Annotated in this window: 9 protein-coding genes and 2 pseudogenes; 7 read left to right on the top strand and 4 right to left on the bottom strand. The window is 60.6% G+C overall.

Going from position 1 to position 16,667, the window contains the following annotated elements; all coding sequences use genetic code 11:
- Window positions 1-122 precede the first annotated feature (122 nt).
- Entirely contained in the window at window positions 123-380 is a 258-nt protein-coding gene (locus tag CTP10_RS34060) for a hypothetical protein (protein ID WP_147316353.1), read from the bottom strand.
- A gap of 883 nt (window positions 381-1,263) precedes the next feature.
- Between CTP10_RS34060 and CTP10_RS34055 the strand changes: the two genes are divergently transcribed.
- Entirely contained in the window at window positions 1,264-1,587 is a 324-nt protein-coding gene (locus CTP10_RS34055) for a BrnA antitoxin family protein (RefSeq protein WP_116323972.1), read from the top strand.
- A 139-nt stretch (window positions 1,588-1,726) separates the two neighbouring features.
- Here CTP10_RS34055 and CTP10_RS34050 read toward each other — a convergent pair.
- Window positions 1,727-1,885 (bottom strand): annotated as a pseudogene (locus CTP10_RS34050) (DUF1294 domain-containing protein); the annotation flags it as partial.
- Window positions 1,886-2,178: 293 nt separating this feature from the next.
- Between CTP10_RS34050 and CTP10_RS34045 the strand changes: the two are divergent.
- Window positions 2,179-6,192 (top strand): autotransporter outer membrane beta-barrel domain-containing protein, encoded by a 4,014-nt coding sequence (locus CTP10_RS34045; RefSeq protein ID WP_116323974.1) that lies wholly within the window; start codon window positions 2,179-2,181, stop codon window positions 6,190-6,192.
- 257 nt (window positions 6,193-6,449) lie between these two features.
- On the opposite strand, the gene CTP10_RS34040 is transcribed toward CTP10_RS34045, so the two are convergent.
- A complete protein-coding gene (locus CTP10_RS34040) occupies window positions 6,450-10,316 on the bottom strand; it encodes an ATP-binding protein (protein WP_116323975.1) in 3,867 nt (1,288 codons plus the stop codon).
- Between the two features lie 426 nt (window positions 10,317-10,742).
- Between CTP10_RS34040 and CTP10_RS34035 the strand changes: the two are divergent.
- The 4 genes and pseudogenes from CTP10_RS34035 (at window position 10,743) to CTP10_RS34020 (ending at window position 14,813) form a co-directional block, all read left to right on the top strand.
- Window positions 10,743-12,713, top strand: a pseudogene (locus CTP10_RS34035) (alkyl/aryl-sulfatase).
- Complete coding sequence (locus CTP10_RS34030; protein WP_116323976.1) at window positions 12,710-13,303, top strand: hypothetical protein; 594 nt, start codon at window positions 12,710-12,712, stop codon at window positions 13,301-13,303. Before CTP10_RS34035 ends, CTP10_RS34030 begins: the two are co-directional and overlap by 4 nt.
- A gap of 473 nt (window positions 13,304-13,776) precedes the next feature.
- On the top strand, window positions 13,777-14,238 hold the full coding sequence (locus CTP10_RS34025) for an excisionase family DNA-binding protein (protein WP_039014334.1): 462 nt from the start codon (window positions 13,777-13,779) through the stop codon (window positions 14,236-14,238).
- 2 nt (window positions 14,239-14,240) lie between these two features.
- Complete coding sequence (locus tag CTP10_RS34020) at window positions 14,241-14,813, top strand: PIN domain-containing protein (RefSeq protein WP_116323977.1); 573 nt, start codon at window positions 14,241-14,243, stop codon at window positions 14,811-14,813.
- A 214-nt stretch (window positions 14,814-15,027) separates the two neighbouring features.
- Here CTP10_RS34020 and CTP10_RS34015 read toward each other — a convergent pair whose 3' ends face one another.
- Window positions 15,028-15,531: a nuclear transport factor 2 family protein gene (locus tag CTP10_RS34015; RefSeq protein WP_116323978.1), complete on the bottom strand. Its 504-nt coding sequence runs from the start codon at window positions 15,529-15,531 to the stop codon at window positions 15,028-15,030.
- A gap of 23 nt (window positions 15,532-15,554) precedes the next feature.
- Between CTP10_RS34015 and CTP10_RS34010 the strand changes: the two genes are divergently transcribed.
- A complete protein-coding gene (locus CTP10_RS34010; RefSeq protein ID WP_116324091.1) occupies window positions 15,555-16,568 on the top strand; it encodes an IS110 family transposase in 1,014 nt (337 codons plus the stop codon).
- Window positions 16,569-16,667 lie beyond the last annotated feature (99 nt).

Below are 16,667 nucleotides of genomic sequence, written 5' to 3'. Positions count from 1 at the left end.
GTTTCCGGAATGCGGTAATAGGGCACGATAAGGTTTTGCTTATTGAACTGAGTCGAGAGCCACAACTCGAGCCACGATGAAAAAGGGCGCTCACTCAGCGCAAGCCGAGGAATGGGGAAGGGCTATTTCGGCACGGCACGCACAAGGCTATGGCCGTCGACTGTAACCTCTGGCGGCATGACGAAAAAATGATACGCGAGAGGATTGAGGGCGAGGATCGGACATTCGAGCTGCGCGGCCAGTTCAGCATCCGGCGACCAGTTGCCATAGGCCACCGCCGCGGTCAACTCTACCGTATCGACCCGAGCATAGAGGGCTGTTGCAGGGTAAAGCGACCGGGTATCCGGAGGTGAATCCATCAATGCTTTCGGTGTGGGCATGTCAGTCTCAACATTCTCAGGGTCGGAGTCTGATCGAGGATGACTCCAAGTGAGGCTGCTGAAAAGGTTACTGTTTTCCACGTGAAGAGGTATTGGGATTAGCCCCCAATCAGGAAGCACCGGTTCCCAGTTGATCGTGCGGCCCTGTGCGCACGAATGCCATTTTCGATCACGGTTCCGTGGTGATGCCTATGCATAGTCACGTGTGCAGCGTAATCAGCGACGAGATCAGGGTGACTACAATCGCTGCAACGTGCAAAGGCCTGGACCGCCTTGACGATGACACATTTCGCCGCTGCTTCGTGCGGCCTACGTATGGTGGGCGTCAACGCAGCTAAGCTATCTGGCCTTCTGCACATGGGGCCCGCGCGTTTCGCCTTTGACTTTCTCGCCGCGATGCACCAATACTAATCCGCGGGCGGACACCGCCACATTTGTCTGGCATGCAGAATGTCCCGTCCTCTTCTGTCTTTATAAATCGGGAGCAATGCATGAAAATAATCGCGACTACCCTGCTGCTTGCGGCAGTGATGGCATCGCCTGCTTGGGGGGCTGAGAAGCCGGCGGATGATCGCCTCGTCCAGTAATTTCTCTTCCTCCGCAGAAGTCAGTTGGCGCTTCGTCTTGCCCGCTATGGGCGCTGGCGGACCGGCGGCGGGGTCCGTACCCCCCGTAGCACCGAGCAGGAGTGACCGTGGACAGCAATTCTGGTCGAACCCAATATTCCGTCTAGGCGATCCGCGATCGTGGTCTCGCCAGAAAAAAAGGCGGCGGCTTCATCCAGCGCTTCGGCCAGCCGCCGCTTGCCTTTGCGCCACAGTCCGGTGGCTGCCTGGCCATTCAGCAAAATTGATTCGCGTCGTCGCATGCAGGAGGCAGCATCATGGCGCAAACGGTCGACTCGAATTCGTCCGCGGCGCGCCGCGTGCGTGGCGCGCAAAAGGCGCCGCGCAAGGTCGCGCTGTCGCTGCGCATTCAACCCGAAATCCTGGCTGCGTTCCAGGCATCAGGCCCAGGCTGGCAGCAACGCATCAATGCGGCGTTGGCCGATTGGCTACGCACCCATGCACCGGCCGAACTAACAGTCACCCGGGCGGGAACGCCGGCCGTCGTCTCAGCGCAGACCGATAGAAATCGTGAGAAGCGCCAAGTGGTCAATGCTGATGGCGTGGGTGAGCACAGGGAAGACCGGCGATGTCGAGGCTGAGCGATTGGTCTAGTACACCCACCCCGACGATCTGGCAGAGTCATCGCTGGATGGCCTTGCAAGCCGGCATTGCAAGGCGGCTTCATGATTCCTGGATAGTCATAATTCGCACCGATCCCGGCCATCGGCTCTTCCTTCCTCAGACCGCCATGACGGATCGCCAATGCACCATGGCGCCAACGTTCAGTGCGACAGTGCCCCAGCACGTCACTTGAAACACCCGATTGCGATTTTTGTGTCGCAGCAGGTGCTGGCCGGCAAGCGCGCCTGGCCAACCGCCGCAGAGCGCTAGTAAGTGAGCAGGGTGAACCACATTTCAACCTGTGAAAGGGCGTCCCATTTCGCGGCCTCTGACCGTTGCCAATCGCACAGAAACGGCTTATCCCCTCAAGATCAATGGCTCTGCCGACCCAATTGCCCGGCCTGCCAGCCTACACTCAGTTCGATAAGCTGAAAGAGAGGGCCTGATCACCGAAGGGTAGAACAGCTCCAAACAAAGTGTCATGGTTGCTCATTGCCGCCTGAGGGTCACGCCAGTCCCACCCGTTGTGTCTGAGGCAAGCATCGCTGTACCGGTCCGGAGTAACTGGTATGAACAAGAACATCTTCCGCATCGTCTTCAGCAGGAAGGCCGCGAGTCCCGTCATAGTGGCGGAGACCGCTCGCAGTTGCGGGAAGGGAGGTTGTTCGATAGGAGCGGTAGCACCATCTGGCGGGGCCCGCAGGCGAAGGCGTTCGGCGGTAGCCCTCCTTGCGTGCACGGTATGCCAGCACGCGGCGGCATCGAATATCTCCATTGTTAGCGGCGCAGCGGGCGGCAGCACGAGCAGTGAGATCAATGGATTGCCTTCTTCAAGCAATGGGACCATCACCGACGGGCAATTGGGTGCTGAACTGGGCACCAGCAATGTGGCGCTCGTCGCAACAGGCGATATTGCCGATGCTTCAAACGTCAATGTGACAGGCACTAGCCCCAGTTCGTTGACCTTCCAGGGGATAAATGTTTCCCTGGCTGGCACATATAGCGTGGGTGGCGGGCTGGTGTTCAATTCAACGGGTACCTCATCGGTTACCGGAACGATCAGCGGAAGCGGGGGGCTCACTGTCTCCGCCGGTAATGTCACGCTTGCTTCACTGGGCTCCATTTCTTATACGGGACCGACGACCATCTCGAACGGAGCAACCCTGAGCTTTGCTTCGCCGACAGTGGCCTCGGCAATACGATCAACAGCTTTTTTTGTGAATGGGCCTTCGACGCTGATCGTCAATGCCATCAACCGGGAGGATATTCGCGGGACCATCACCTTTGATACGGCTGGTGGCGGAACTGTGGATTTCACCGGGACAACCGGGCCTAACAATTTTGGTGGTGTGGTGCTGTCAGGAAATCTGACGATCGCCGCGACGGGTGGTGCGCAGGACAAGGTAATCAGTTCCTCCGGCGCTGGATTAAATCTGAACTTTCGCGGTCTTACGCTGAATACCCTCGGTTCCAGCAGCAGTTTGCTGGTGAGTTCACTACTGTGGAACGGCGGCACCGTAACGAAGGCCGGACCGGGTACGGCGATGTTGACCTTCAATAATACTTACACCGGTGCCACGATTATCAACGGGGGGATTCTCAGCGTATCCGAGCTCGCCGATGGTGGTGTTGCCAGCAACATAGGCATGTCGTCCAATGCTGCGACCAATCTCGTCCTCGATGGCGGCACCCTGCAGTACACCGGTGCAGGCGCGAGCACGGATCGATTGTTCAGTCTGGGCGGGAGCAGCGGCACGATCGATGCCTCCGGTACCGGTGCGTTGACGTTCACCAATAGCGGGGCAATCGGCTTCAATGGCGAGATGGGATCCCGCACATTGACCCTCACCGGCACCAATGCCGGCGCCAACATACTGGCCGCCGTCCTTGGCGATAATGGCGGCGCATCGTCACTTGTCAAAACAGGCGCCGGGCTGTGGGCGCTGACGGGCGAAAACACATACACCGGTGGCACCACAATCAGTGCAGGCATCCTGCAAATCGGTAACGGCGGTACGACAGGCAGCGTCAGCGGCAACATCGTCGACAACGCTGCGTTGATCTATAACCGGAGCGATTCACCGACCTACAGCGGCGTCATCAGCGGGACAGGCTCGCTCACGAAGCAAGGTGCAGGAGCGCTGACCTTGACCGGAAACAGCACCTACTCGGGCGGTACGACGATCAGCGCGGGCACGCTGCAGCTCGGCGACGGCGGAACCAGCGGCAGCATTACCGGCAACGTCACCGACAACGGCATGCTTGCCTTCAACCGTACAGACACAGTGATCTTCGGCGGCGTCATCTCCGGCACCGGTGCCGTCGCTCAACTTGGCGCAGGCACGACGATTTTCACCGCGGGCAACACGTACAGCGGTGATACGACCATCAGTGCCGGCACGCTGCAACTGGGCAACGGCGGTACCGGCGGCAGTATCGCCGGCAACGTGACAGATAACGGCACGCTTTCATTCAACCGTTCGGATGCTTTGACATTCGATGGCGTTGTCTCCGGAACCGGCGCCGTGACGCAGCTTGGCACAGGCACCACGGTACTTACCGCAAGCAGCACTTATACGGGTGGCACAACCATCAGCGCCGGCACGCTGCAGCTTGGCAACGGTGGGGCCAGCGGCAACATCGTTGGTGATGTGGTTGACAACGGGACGCTGGCGTTCAACCGTGCCGACACGCTTGTCTTCCCAGGCATCATCTCTGGCTCCGGCGCAGTACGCCACCTTGGCACCGGCACCACTGTACTTACCGCGGCCAATACCTACAATGGCGGTACGACCATCAGTGCCGGTACGCTGCAACTCGGCAATGGCGGAACCAGCGGCAACATCGTCGGCGACGTGACCAATAACGGGACGCTGGCGTTCAACCGCAGCGACACGCTCACCTTCGACGGCGTGATCTCCGGCGCCGGCGCACTCGCGCAGCGGGGTACCGGCTCCACTGTGCTCACCGGTGCCAGTACTTACAGCGGCCCGACCATGGTGCAAAGCGGCACGCTGATCGTCAACGGCTCGATCCGTTCGTCTGTGACGGTGCTGCCTGGCAGTACGCTGGCCGGGTCCGGCATGGTGGGCAATGTGATAAACCAGGGTGTGGTTTGGCCGGGCAATCCGGTGGCCGGCGATACGGGATATGGGGCACTGACCATCCGGGGCGGCTATGCCGACCCCGAGGGACAGGTCGTTTTCAACACGCTGCTCGGTTCCGACGCCTCGCCGTCAAGCCGCCTGGTGCTCGACGGCGGCACCACCAGTGGCACGAGCACGGTCGTCGTGCATCCGACCGGGCTAACCGGTGCGCTGACCCAGGGCAACGGCATCCCGGTCGTGCAGGCAGTCAACGGCGCCACGACTGGTACGCAGGCTTTCGTCCTGCCGGGAGAACTGCGCGCGGGCGCCTTCGACTATCGGCTATTCAGAGGCGGCACTGACGGGAGCGGACCGGACGACTGGTTCTTGCGCTCTCACTTCATCGTGGGACCGCAACAGGAGCTGCCGGCAACGCCGCCAAGCAGCGTCCTGCCGGTCGATCCACCTCCCGCGCAATTGGGACCCGGCAGGTTCCCGATCATCGGCCCGGAGCTTGCCACCTATGGTGTGGTACAGCCGATCGCGCGCCAGCTCGGGCTCACCACGCTCGGCACACTGCACGAGCGCATTGGCAATACTCTCGCCGAGACACAAGCTGGCGGCAGCAGTGCCGGCTGGGGACGCTCCGGCTGGGGGCGGGTGTTCGGCCAGCAACTCGACAATCGCTATCAGGCGTTCACCGCGCCGGGTACAGGTGGGTCGCTGGCTGGCTTCCAGGCCGGCCTCGACGTCTGGCGTGGCGGCTTCCTGCCGGGCCATCACGACACGGCCGGTGTCTACTTCTCCTACGGCAATGCCAGCGCCAGCGTCGATGGCCTGGTGACCAACGCCGCGGCAACGGCGTATGTCCGCGACCATACCGGCTCCGTCAGCCTGGACGCCTACTCCGGCGGCGCTTACTGGACGCACTACGGTCCCGGCGGATGGTATGTTGACGCGGTGCTCCAGGGCACATCCTACGACGGACATGCCACGACGCAGTTCGCACGACTTCCCGTATCCGGCTCAGCGATCGCCACCTCGCTCGAAGCAGGCTATCCGGTACCGTTGCCCCTTGGTCCCGGCTTCGTACTGGAGCCGCAGGTGCAGCTCATTTGGCAGCATGTCAGCTTGAATGAAGCCAAAGACGGGCTGGGTTCGGTCGACCTCGGCTCGACTTCGGGTGTTACGGGACGGGTTGGCGTTCGTGGGCAATGGAGCATTGACCGTGCGAACGGACAGGTGTGGCAGCCCTATGTGCGCACCAATATCTGGCGTGACTGGGGTGCTCGGGCAGCGACAATATTTGACGGCGTCAATCAGGTTCCGCTCTCGCAGCAGGTGACGCGTATGGATGTCTCGGCAGGCTTCACTGCCAAACTAGATTCCCGGATGAACGTGTATGGCCAGTTCGGCTATCAGTTCACGCTCAACAGTTCCGAGAGTGGACAGCGCAAGGGGGTGTGGGGTGACGTCGGCGTCCGATATACCTGGTGAAGCCCGAACGGGACCGATCACCGAGGGGCGTGCATTCGCTCGGAGAACATCGCGTCACCATGGCCTCTACATCTCTCAAGTAGATTTGATGGACTGCGCATGCCATGACGCGGCCGTCTCTGGCGGACGGCATATCGGCCATTCAAACGTCGAATGCGGGCACAGGGCAATGACTCCTTATGGCTGGTTACCGCCGACTATGACGCGCGGACGATCGCTGGTGGTTCCCTCACTCAACGCGACTCGAAGTCTTGCGGTCACAATGGCCGCTTTCCTGGGCGTAGCGCTTCGAGGGATTGGAGAAGCTTCATCAGGGCGCCAATATCGACGGGCTTCACCAGATGCGCATCGAAGCCTGCTTCCCTTGACCTGCGGCGGTCTTCTTCTTGTGCCCATCCACTCACCGCAATGAGTGTAATATTCGCGCCCCAGGGCTGCGATCGAATCTCGCGTGCGGCTTCGTGGCCGCTCATTGTCGGCAAGCCAATGTCCATCAGTATGACGCCGGGGCGGTACTGTTCGGCCGCAGCGATCGCTTCGCTTCCATCATGAGCAATGCGAGTCTGATGACCGCAAATGTTCAGAAGCTCAGCCAGCGACCATGCCGAGTCCCGGTCATCATCGACCACCAGAATCTGCAACGGTGCGACTGCCGGCGCCTCCGCGGGAGGCGCCGCTCTGGCTGCGTTGACAGCAGAAGCGCCCGATGGCATCGGCAGATGCACGACAAACTCACTGCCTCGAAACGGCCCGTCACTAAACACTTCGACTCGGCCACCATGCATCTCGACTAGCTGCTTGACGAGCGCCAGGCCAATGCCTAGCCCACCGCGGGACCGGTCACCCGATGTGTCAACCTGCATGAACAGATCAAAGACCGAAGATAACGCATCGGTAGGGATTCCGATGCCGTCATCCTTCACGCTGACGAGCACTTCCTCACCGCGCTGAGCGGCGCTGAGCCACACGTGGCCGCCGTGTTCCGTGTACTTGTATGCGTTGCTGATGAGATTGCCGAATATTTGTGTGAGACGCACGGAATCTGCATCGAGCCAAATGGGTTCTCTGGGAACATTCAGCGTCACCGCGCGCTCGAGTTCCTGCGCAAGCGGTCTGCAAGTTTCAATGGCGTCACGAATGACAGTCTGCAATTCCACACGGTCGATGTGCAACCGCAAGCGACCCCGTGTAATGCGATTGGTGTCGAGCAGATCGTCGACGAGCCGCACAAGGTGATGCAGTTGCCTGACTTGCGCCTCGCGTGCAAGATCGATCTCTGCATCAGACTGCCCCAGGATATGCATTGTGTTGCTGATGGTTGCCAGAGGCCCACGCAACTCATGCGCGAGAATATTGAGAAACTCATCCTTGCGCCGGTCCGCTTCACGTAGCGCTTCCTCACTCGCTTCAATTCGCTTGCGGGAATGGACGTGCTCGGAGATGTCCCGAAAATAGCAAACCACGCCGTTGTGGCCGTCTGGCAGCGGGATACGATCGAGCTTCCACTCGTAGTATTCGGTAACCCCGCGATCGATACGGCTTTCCGCCCATTCTCGCGCCACGTAGGGTTCGCCGGTGGCGAGCGCATGACGGAAGGTGCGGACGATTTCGTCCGCCTGTTCCTTTTTCCAGAGCAGGTGAATCACGTGGTCGAAGCTACTCCCTATCACCCCCCCCGGTATGTCTCCGATAGCCTCCAGCGCTGTCGGATTGGCCTCACGTATGACCAGATCGGCATCGACCAAGTAGACGCCGAGCGGCGCTTGGTCGAGGAGCGTCTTGAACTGGATGCTGCGCTGGCTCAGCGCCTTTAGCGCTTCGCGGCGGAATCGCGCCATGCGTAGATGCGTTTCGACTCTGGTCAGCAACTCCCGGGCGGTGAATGGCTTGACCAGGTAGTCATCGGCGCCGGCCTCCACCCCCTCCAGAAGGCTTTCTTCCCCGGCGCGCGCCGACAGCATGATGACGGGCAGATGCGCCGTTCGTGGCTCGGCGCGCAGCGCGCGCAATAATCCGAAGCCATCGAGGACTGGCATCATCACGTCGGTCAGGACGAGTTCAGGACAGTGCAGTCGAATCCGCTCGAGTGCCGCGTGACCGTCGCCGGCCAGTTCGACCTCGTAATGCTTCTCCAGAAGGCGGCCCAGGTACTGCCGCATGTCGGCGTTGTCATCCGCCACCAGGATGCGGGGACGACCCGCGCTGCGCTCGTGTTGAGGGAGCGTATGAGCTTGGCCGGGCAGTGCGGGATCCGTGGGCGCGGCGTGCCCGACGGTCTCCGGACGATCCGGCAACCAGCGCAGCGCTTCTTCGATGAAGGGCCGTGGACCTGTCGAGGACCAGTCGGCGTCGTCGTTGCTCCTGATGTGCTTGGGCGGCAGGTGCGACGTCCCCATTGGTACGTCAACAATAAACGTGCTGCCCCTGCCCAGCTCGCTCTCGACATGCACAAAGCCACCATGCAGCCTGACAAGCTCCATGGTCAGCGCAAGTCCGATCCCCGTGCCCTCGTGGGTGCGCCCGTCCGTGCCGTGTACGCGATGAAACCGCTCGAATATGTGCGGAAGTTCGTCGGCCGGTATGCCGGTTCCCGTATCGGCGACGCGAAGCTGTGCCTTGTCACCAACTGCTCGCAGGCTCACGGTAATGCCGCCTGTAAGCGTGAACTTGAACGCATTCGACAAGAGGTTGAGGACAATCTTTTCCCACATGCCCCGGTCGACGAACACGGGTTCCGGCAGCGTCTCGCAATCGACGGTCAGGGTCAGTCCCGCATGCTCGCATGCCGACCTGAACACGCTCGCCAGGTCTTCCGTGAGGCGGGCGAGGTCGCTCGGCTCGTACATCGCTTGCATGCGACCCGCCTCGATGCGCGAGAAATCCAGCAGCGAGTTGACCAGTCGCAGCAATCGCAGTCCGTTCCGCTCGACAAGGGTCAGGTCATGCTTCGCCGCCGGCGACAGTTCGTTAGCCCGACGTGCCAGCAAGTCTTCTACCGGGCCGAGCATGAGCGTCAGCGGCGTTCGAAATTCGTGGCTAACGTTCGAAAAGAAGGTCGTCTTGGCGCGATCCAGTTCGACCAATGCTTCGGCACGCTTCTTCTCTTCCTCGTAGGCGCGAGCATTGGCGATCGCTGTGGCAACCTGCGCTTTCGCGAGGTCAAGGAAATCCCGATAGCGCTGGTCCCACTTCAACCGTGCACTGACCCCAGCCACCATGAATCCTGCGGGCTTCCCGCCCAGGCTGGAGGGGATCGTTGTGACATATGCCGAGTCTGGCGGGTCGTCCCACGGACCCGCAGGTACCTTTGCGAATGTTTCGCCGAGATGGGTGACGAGCACCGCCCCGTCGCCCAATGCCTGGCGAAACGGCCAGCCTTTGTCTCGGACGGCATTCAAGTCCACGGAATCCGGACAGATATCCTTGCCTGGTTCGATACCCACAGCGGTAGCCAGCCGCGCGTGGTGACTGCCCGGATCGATCAGGTACAGCAGCACGAAGGGCACATCCTTTGCGTAGGCGGCGAACGTCTCGGCGGCCATTGCACATGCGTCCTCGGCCGTCTTCGCGTCTGCGACGCTCGCTCCCAGGTCGCGCAGCATATTGACCCGTCGCTCCCCAATAACCTTTTCCGTTATTTCGTGAACCGTGGCAAGGACGCCGCCGATTCCGCTAGGCACGGTGTCATCGGGAACCGGACTGTACGCAATCGTGAAGTGCGATTCCTCGCGGAAGCCATGGCGATTGACCTCGAGGAAAATGTCATCGTCCCACGTGGCGGGTCCGCCGTGGAACGGACGGTCAATCAGCGGCCTGATAACGTGCCAGATCTCCGGCCAGCATTCGCTGGCGGGTTGTCCAAGTGCACGATCCGGATGCTTCGTACCTGGGATCGGGCGGTACGCGTCGTTATAGAACTGGATGTAGGAAGGTCCCCACCAGAGGATATGGGGAAACCGGTTGGCCAACATGATCCGGACCATGGTCCGCAGCGTGGGTGACCATGCATGGGCTGGCCCGAGCGGTGTCGCGGCCCAGTCGAACAAGCGGATGCGCTCGGCCATTTCGCCTGACGGCACGCCAAGGGTGTCAAAAGGCTGACCATTAGAGGTCGTATCGCTCATATGTCCACCACAAGTGGAAACGGCCTGGCAGTGAGCACGCGTGTCAGCGTCTGCCTTCAACGCAGGGACCGACATCTTGGATAGATTTTAGCGCACACCGGAAGTAGCGAGCTTCTGGTGAGCTATACCTGCAATGCGGCGAATGGATCGCCCGGCGGCAGCCGTTTCATCGTGGCTTTCAAACAGCCAAACCGCGGATCAGGAACTATGTGGTGTCTGTCAGTCCTTCAGGATCGATTTCTCGCCGGCAAAGCGCTTCTGGCCGCACTCATTCCGCGGACGTGATCAAATCATTTCAAACGCGCAAGAAAGAATTCACTTCTGCCGCGAACCTCGATAAGGGAGCATCGATGCACTTTGCAGGCTTAGTTGAGCCGGCACGTGTCCGAGCGATCCGCACGATCAACATTCCCTGGAGAGATAGCGATGAAGGCCGCATTCGTCTTTGCCACTGCGATTGCCATGACGTGGTCATCCTCTGGTTGGGCCCAGGCTCAGCCGATAGGCGGCAAGCCTGCCACGGCAGCGACGAAGGCGGCAAACGCCGCGGTGCTGAACGAACTGCCTTTCAATGACAAGTCCGATTTCGAAGACGCGCAACGCGGCCTGGTTGCCAAGCCGGACACGCTCACGATACGCAACGCCAAGGGCGACGTGGTCTGGGATCTCGAAGCATACAAACAATACATTGGGGTCGACAAGCCTGCGCCGGACACCGTCAACCCCAGCTTGTGGCGAAACGCCCAACTGACTATGCAGCACGGTCTATTCAAGGTCTCGGATCGCATCTACCAGGTCCGCGGCTTCGATCTCTCCAATGTGACCTTTGTCCAGGGGAATACCGGGTGGATCGTACTGGATCCGCTGATCTCGGAGGAAACGGCCAAGGCGGCCTACGAATTCGTGACCAAGCACCTTGGTTCACGGCCCGTAGTGGCGGTGGTGTACAGCCATTCGCACATCGATCACTACGGTGGCGTGCGCGGCGTCGTCAACGAGGCCGATGTGAAATCGGGCAAGATCAAGATCTTCGCACCCGAAGGCTTTACCGTGCATGCCGTCAGCGAGAACGTCATTGCCGGCAACGCGATGGGCCGTCGTGCCGTGTACATGTATGGTGCGCTCCTGCCACGCAATGACCGCGGCGGTGTGAACGGCGGGCTGGGGCAGACAGTTTCGACCGGCACCGCAGGCTTGATTGTTCCTTCCGACATCATCGGCAAGACCGGAACCGAAGTCACCGTGGATGGCGTGAAGATGGTGTTCCAGATGACGCCGGGCACCGAGGCGCCGGCGGAAATGAATACGTTCTTCCCGCAGTTCAAGGGCATGTGGATGGCGGAAAACACGACCAACACGATGCACAACATCCTGACGCTGCGCGGCGCCCAGGTGCGAGATGCACTGAAGTGGTCGAGCTACCTGAACGAGACCATCGACACCTACGGCAAGGACGTGGAGTTCAAGTTCCAGGCCCACCATTGGCCGATGTGGGGCAATGCCAAGATCATCGACTACTGGAAGAAGCAGCGCGATCTCTACAAGTACACCCATGACCAGTCGGTCAACCTGATGAACAAGGGCTATACGTGAGAAGAGATCTCGGAAATGATCAAGCTGCCGCCCGAGCTCGACAAGTTCTGGCCGAACCGGGGCTACTACGGCACGCTGCGCCACAATTCGCGGGCAGTCTATCAACGGTACATGGGCTGGTATGACGGCAATCCGTCGGACCTGAACAATCTGCCGCCGGAAATGGCCGCGAAGAAGTACGTGGAGTACATGGGCGGCGAGGCCGCAATCCTGCGCCGCGCCAAGGCCGATTTCGACAAGGGCGACTATCGCTGGACCGCCGAAGCGCTCAAGCACGTGGTCTTCGCCAATCCGAATAGCAAGGCCGGCAAGGACCTGCTCGCCGATTCGCTCGAACAACTCGGCTATCAGGCGGAAAGTGGTCCGTGGCGCTCCGTGTATCTGATGTGTGCGTACGAGTTGCGCAATGGCGTGCCAAAGGCGGGCGGCACCGACGTCGCCAGCCCGGACACCATCAAGGCCATGCCGCCCGAGATGCTGTTCGACTACCTGTCAGTGCGTCTGAACGGTCCGAAGGCCGCGGGAAAGAAGATTGCGCTCAATCTCGACTTCACTGACCTGAAGAAGCAATATGGCCTGGCGGTGGAGAACGCGGTCCTGAACTACGGCAAGCCGTTGCCGCAGGCGGACGCGAAGATCACGATGTCGAAGGCGACGCTCGATGCCATCCAGCTCAAGGAAACGACGATCGAAAACGCCATCGCGAAGGGAGACATGAAAGTGGAAGGCCGACGCGAGGCACTGGGCGAATTCCTCGGCCTGCTGGATTCCTTCCCGTTCTGGTTCAACATCGTGACGCCATGAAGACCACACCGACTGCACTGAAGGCCGTGCTGGCCGCCGGCTGGCTGGCGCTCGCGCCGGGGCCGGCTGCGGCGTGCGGGTCCGACTTTGTCCTCGGCGATGAAGTCGGCGCCGCGCACCCCGCCTCGATCGGCGTCGCCTTTGCGATGAACGATGCGTTAAGCGCGGGCGCGCTGGCGCCCCCGGAAAGCCTGACTGGCGCGGAAGCACGATTGCGCGCCGACGATACCGCCCACATACTGGGGCAGCTACTAGCGTCGATCAAGGCAAAGCTGCCGCCTACATCGCTACTGCTTGTCGAGTCACGGCTCTGGACGCGCTACGCCCCGGCAAGCCAACGCAAGGCAGACCTCCATGCCGACCACGATGCGGGCCCGGCCGACGGCGATGTTGTCGTGGTGACGGGGGAGCCGGTGCTGCGCGGCCTGCTGGAAGGGCGGATCGGCTGGAAGCAAGCGTTAGAAAACGGACTAGTTGTCGTGACGGGTGACCAAGCGAACCGCATGCGGGTGGCAACACTACTGGCGGCCCAGTTTGAAAAGCCGGGTGTTGCCGCCCTGGCGAGTCACGCGCTGTCTGACCGGCTCTAGTTTGAGTTTGTGGACCGGGGCTGTCTTGCGCCCCGGTCGCCGCAGCGACACCCGTCGCATATGTGCACCTGAACTATGGCATGACGCGACGGCGAACGACCGCAATCAGAGATACATCTGCCATCACATACTCGTGCCTGAGAGACAGAAACTGGCCGGCTACAGCCTTTGCGTTTCCATCCTCTCAGACAAGCAACCGGGTGCCGCGCCGCTCGGACGATTGGTGACGCACCACCGCGGGCGACAAGGCACGATAAGTGACGACGCGGCTTCGTGCTGATCCCCGAGGCCGCCGGCTCGGCCTTCTTTGCTGCTGTTTACGTTTATCGGCGGCGTGACATTTGCGTATAAAGGGTCACAAATCTTACATTCAGGACGCCTAGCAATCACATTCGTCGATCGGTCGTTTCGGATGTTGCGAATTCGATTATTTCGAATTATCATGGCCGGACACGTAGCATCTGGAGTCCTTCATGCACGCAACCATCACCAACACGACGCTGCCTTCGGCAAACGAAAGTGCTATCGCCCGTGAATCGAGCCGCAGCCTGGCGGTAGCCTTGGACAGCCGCTCCGAGACGCAGCAATTCGACTTCAAGACGGACAAGGGCGAGTTGCATAGTGTCACATTGCCCACCTCGGCGTTGAGGCTTCTGGTCGAGGTTCTCGCTGAAATCGGCCAAGGGAACGCCGTCTCTATCATCCCCATTCACGCCGAACTGACGACGCAAGAGGCGGCGGACCTGCTTAACGTCTCTCGGCCGTACTTGGTTCAGCTTCTAGAGAAGGGGGAGATTCCGTTCCGCAAAGTCAACACGCATCGGCGCGTCCTCTACCAAGACGTTGTTAGCTACAAGCAGCGCATTGATGACGAGCGACGTAAGGCACTAGACGAACTCGCGGCGCAGGCCCAAGAGCTGGACATGGGCTATTGAGCATGGCTTCTAACTTCGCTGTAGTCTACGATGCCTGCGTTCTCTATCCTGCGCCGCTGCGGGATCTGCTGATGCGTCTCGCTCTCACCGACCTGTACCGTGCAAAGTGGACAAATGAAATTCATGACGAGTGGATTCGCAACCTCCTCGCGCGGCGGCCGGAGCTCTCCCCGGATCGCCTTGCCGGCACGCGCGAACTGATGAACCGAAGTGTTCGCGATTCGCTGATTAGCGGGTATGAGCACCTTATTGGGTCCATTAAGCTGCCTGACCCTGACGATCGACATGTGGTTGCGGCCGCAATTCATAGCGGCTCTGAGGCAATCATCACGTTTAATTTGAAGGACTTCCCCGAAGCCGCACTCAAGGAGTTCAACGTCGAGGCGATCCACCCGGATGATTTCGTCGTGGACCTCTTTGATCTGAATGCAGGGAAGGTCCTAGCGGCAGTGGCGGAACACCGTGCGTCTCTGAAAAATCCGCCAAAGTCTGCTTCGGAGTATTTGACTACCCTTTCGGCACAAGGCCTGACGCAAACGGTGTTGATCCTCACGCAGTACAGTCTGGCAATTTGACCCCCCACGATCGTGCAAGCAGGCGACGGCTTTCACCTCGAAAAGGTGGTCGAGCACATTTCAACATAACGCCCGAAGGGTGGACGTCTGCTGTCGGCGCGGCGTGTCGGCGCGGCGAGTCCCTCAGTCGGCTGTCGACGCACCGGCGCTTATGCCTTTGCCCGGCCCCCGGTGCCCAACAGCCGCACCCCAGCGCAGGAAGGCCGCCGCAATTTCAATGGCTGGCCTGGCCCTCACATTGAGTGGGCCGCGAAGGCGAACCACTCAGTGGGCTCGAGACCGGCCAGGTCACCTGCTTCCAGTACGCATCCTTCGACAGAATCCGCCCATTGGCAACGTGGAACACGTCGAGTCCCATTGCATCCACTGGCTGGCCACCTTCAGCCGTACCACGGACGCGATAGCGCAGAATCACCATGTCGCCGAACACTTCAATGCGGCCGTCCGAAAAGGCAACGCCATTTCCGCCTTGTTGTTCGGCAAACCGCTCGCGCAAGTAGCGCAGCGTGGCCTCTCGGCCCTGCAGGACCTGGCCGCGCGGATCGCCGTTGCCGGCAGGCAGGTGCCAGGTGAAGTCATCGGCAAGGCAGACGGCGGCCGCGTCCGAATCGCCTGCACGGAAGGGGGTAATCGAATGGAAGGGACTTCCCCGTCCCGAGGTTGCGGCGGAAGCCGCCAGTTGGCACCGACGTGCCATGATGGCGTGTTGAAGCTGCATCACAACCAACGAAGGGGAAGTCCATGGCTATCGTTACCGTTGGAATTGATCTCGCCAAGAACGTATTCGCCATTCATGGCGTCGACGAGGCCGGCAAGGCCATGCTGGTCAAGCCGAAGGTCGCACGCGATCAGCTGGTGCCGTTGATTGCGCAGTTGCCGCCTTGCCTAATCGGCATGGAAGCTTGCTCCGGCGCGCATTACTGGGCGCGGCTGTTTCGCCAGCACGGACACACGGTCAAGCTGATGTCGCCGAGACTGGTGGCGCCTTACCGGATGTCCGGCAAACGCGGCAAGAATGACGCAGCCGACGCGATGGCCATCTGCGAGGCCGTGACGCGACCGAGCATGCGCTTTGTGCCGGTCAAGGACGAGCACCAGCAGGCAACCCTGAGCTTGCATCGAACCCGACAGGGATTTGTAGAAGAGCGGACAGCTACTTACAACCGCCTGCGGGGGTTGCTAGCCGAATTCGGTGTGGTATTGCCGCAGAAGCCGGAGCGACTGCGCAAGGAGATCGGCCCCCATCTGGAAGCCTTGCCCGGCTGGGCGAGTCGATGCATCCAGGACCTGCTGAACCATGCGGGCAGGCTGGAAGAGAAGCTGGACGAGTATGATCAAGCTATCAGCGAGATTGCCCGTGAAGACGAACGCAGCAAGCGCCTGATGCAGCTGCGCGGGGTCGGGCCGACTACGGCTAGTGCCCTGGCGGCAAGCATCGGGGCGGGACACGACTTCAGAAACGGCCGCCAATTGGCGGCTTGGATAGGGTTGACGCCGGGACAGCACAGCAGCGGTGGCAAACAGCGCTTGGGCAGCATCACCAGAGCCGGAGACGCTTACTTGCGTACGCTGCTGGTACTCGGAGCTCGCGCGGTCATGGCAAATCTGGGCGACAAGCAGGATCGATATAGCCGCTGGGTAAGAGACCTGATAGAACGCCGCGGTTACTGGCGAGCAGCCGTCGCCATTGCAGCTAAGAACGCGAGAATGGCGTGGGCCATGCTGAAATATGGCGATGCCTTCAAACATGCGTAAGCGCAGATAACTCGATCAACCAGCTTTCAAAGAGCTACAGCGGAACTCACGAACACTTGCACTGCCAGCGTTGATGTGAAGCGGGTTGGACCCGCGCGA

The sequence above is a fragment of the Cupriavidus sp. P-10 genome, from assembly GCF_003402535.2.
In the GTDB taxonomy this organism is placed as follows: domain Bacteria; phylum Pseudomonadota; class Gammaproteobacteria; order Burkholderiales; family Burkholderiaceae; genus Cupriavidus.
This window is presented reverse-complemented; position numbering and strand designations above follow the sequence as displayed.